The 2,394-nt window shown below is 75.5% G+C and carries 2 protein-coding genes; one reads left to right on the top strand and one right to left on the bottom strand.

Translation table 11 applies throughout. The annotated features are described in order from the left end of the window. The first annotated feature begins 155 nt into the window (after positions 1-155). Entirely contained in the window at positions 156-1,124 is a 969-nt protein-coding gene (locus AOK16_RS24685; protein WP_079101763.1) for a sirohydrochlorin chelatase, read from the top strand. A gap of 136 nt (positions 1,125-1,260) precedes the next feature. On the opposite strand, the gene AOK16_RS24680 is transcribed toward AOK16_RS24685, so the two are convergent. Continuing rightward, entirely contained in the window at positions 1,261-2,322 is a 1,062-nt protein-coding gene (locus AOK16_RS24680; protein WP_055474306.1) for a lactonase family protein, read from the bottom strand. Positions 2,323-2,394 lie beyond the last annotated feature (72 nt).

Below are 2,394 nucleotides of genomic sequence, written 5' to 3'. Positions count from 1 at the left end.
CCCCGCTCCTCAAACGCCGGAGGGGCGGGTTTCCGCACATGGCGTCAATTCGCCAGGGCGCGCCAGGGTTCGCCACCGGATAAAAGCGGACGTAACGCCCACAGCTGGCCCCTCCCCGAACGCCAGAGCCCTCCGAGGCATTAGCATGCGGCGCCATGAGCACCCCCAATGGGCCAGCATCCGGCCTGCCCGTACGAATGCCGCGTCCCCGCCAGCCAGGGCGGCACCGCAGACCGGAGCCACTGGCGGCTCCCGAGGGTGCCCCTGCGCTCGTCCTCGCCGTGCCCGGCACCCCCGGTGCCGCCACGCGGAGCATCGCCGAGGAGGTCGTGAGCATCGCCCGCTCCGAGCTGCCCGGCCTCGACGCCCGCATCGGATACGTCGACGGTGACGACGCCGAGTACCCCGCGCTCGCGAGCGTGCTCGCCCAGATCGCGGCCGAGCGCACCGAACGGGCGCAGCGCATCGCCCTGCTCCGCGAGCAGCTGGCGCAGCGCCCGGACGAGACCGCCCCCGAGGACCTGCCGAGCGTGCCGGACACCGACGGCCCGGTCGCCGTCGTCGTCCCCCTGCTCGCGGGGCCCGACAGCGCCCTGATGCGCCGCATACGCCAGGCGCTCAACGACAGCCGCACCGCGGCCGAGCTGACCGACGTCCTCGGCCCGCACCCGCTGCTCGCCGAGGCGCTGCACGTGCGGCTCTCGGAGGCCGGGCTCGCGCGGGCCGACCGGGCCCGCCTGTTCACCGTGGCCACGGCGGCCGACGGCATCGTGCTCGCCACGGTCGGCGGCGAGGAGGCGGTGCAGGCCGCCGGGATCACGGGCATGCTGCTCGCCGCCCGGCTCGCCGTGCCGGTGCTGGCGGCCGCGCTGGACGTGGAGGGCTCCATCGCCCGCACCGCCGAGCAGCTGCGCACCTCGGGCTCCGGGAACCTGGCGGTCGCCCCGTATCTGGTCGGCCCCGAGGTCGCCGAGGGTCTGGTGAAGGCCGCGGCGGACGAGGCGGCGTGCGCCACGGCCGAGCCGCTGGGCGCGTACCCGGCGATCGGCAGGCTGGTGCTCTCCAAGTACGCGACGGCGCTGGGCATCGCCCACCCGCAGATGCAGGGGTCGCAGGTGCGCTAGGCGCGTACATGACACATACGGCACGAGGGCCGGTACCCGCGACGCGGGATACCGGCCCTCGCCGTGTATGCGCCGGGCCTACCCGAACCGCCGTATACGCCCTGGGCCTACCGAAACCGCCGTATACGCGCCGCGCCTATCCGAAGACGACGCAGGAAGCCGCCGTGACCGGAATCGAGCCCGCCCGGTGCGGGATGCCCGTAGCGGGGTCCACGTCGAACCAGGTGACGTCGCCCGAGCGCTCGTTGGCCGCGTAGAGCCGGCGCCCCGACGGGTCGAGGGCGAGGTCGCGGGGCCAGTGGCCGCCGCAGGGGACGCGGGTCACCGGGCGCGGCGCGCCGCCCGCCTCGTCGAGGGCGAGGACGGCGATCGAGTCGTGGCCGCGGTTGGCCGCCCACGCGAAGCGGCCGTCGGGCGCGACGACGACCTCGGACGGATACGTGGCACCGGCTTCGTCCGCCCCGACTGGCAGCAGCGGTGTCTCGCCGAGCGGCTCCAGCTCGCCCTTCTCGGCGTCCCAGCGGAGCGCGGTGACGGTCGGGTCCAGCTCGTTGACCACGTACGCGAGCCCACCGCCGGGGTGGAAGGCGAGGTGGCGCGGGCCCGCGCCGGGGCGCAGGCGCACCTCGCGGTGGACGTTCAGCGTCCGGGCGTCCGGGTCGAGGGCGCAGATCCGTACGGAGTCCGTGCCGAGGTCCACGGAGAGGACCCAGCGGCCGGTGGGGTCCGGCAGCACGGCGTGGGCGTGCGGGGCCTCCTGGCGGTCCGGGTGCGGGCCGCCGCCCTCGTGGGCCAGGACGTGGCTCGCGGCGGGGGCGAGCGATCCGTCCTCGCGGAGGGGGATCGTGGTGACACTGCCCGAGCCGTAGTTGGCGGTCAGGAGGTGGCCGCCCGCGAGAGCCAGGTGTGTGGGGGCGCCACCGCGTACGGGGACGGGCTCGCCGAGCAGGACCGGCCGGTCGCGGTCCCCGGCCAGGGTGAACGCCGCCGCGGCCCCGTCGTCGGTCTCGCTCACCGCGTACAGCACGTCGCCGCCCGGGGCGAGGGCCAGGAAGGACGGGTCGGGCACCTCGGCCGTGGAGTGCACGGCGGTCAGGGCGCCGGTGGTGCGGTCGACGGCCGCGGTGGTGATGCCCGCGCCGCCGGCGTGGGTGAAGGAACCGATGTACGCGCGGGTGGTTCGGTTGGTGGTGCCGATACCGGTGCCGTCCCTGCCGTTGGTGCCCACCTGCGTCCCCTCTGCCGGTCTGCCGGGCGTCTCAATTCCGTT

Source organism: Streptomyces pathocidini (genome assembly GCF_001418495.1).
GTDB lineage: Bacteria > Actinomycetota > Actinomycetes > Streptomycetales > Streptomycetaceae > Streptomyces > Streptomyces pathocidini.
Note: the sequence above shows the minus strand (reverse complement) of the source record. Positions and strands in the feature narration are given on the sequence as shown.

Coding starts and splice junctions, on each gene's coding strand:
- AOK16_RS24685 (WP_079101763.1), top strand. CDS start 156: ATGAGCACCCCCAATGGGCCAGCATCCGGCCTGCCCGTACGAATGCCG.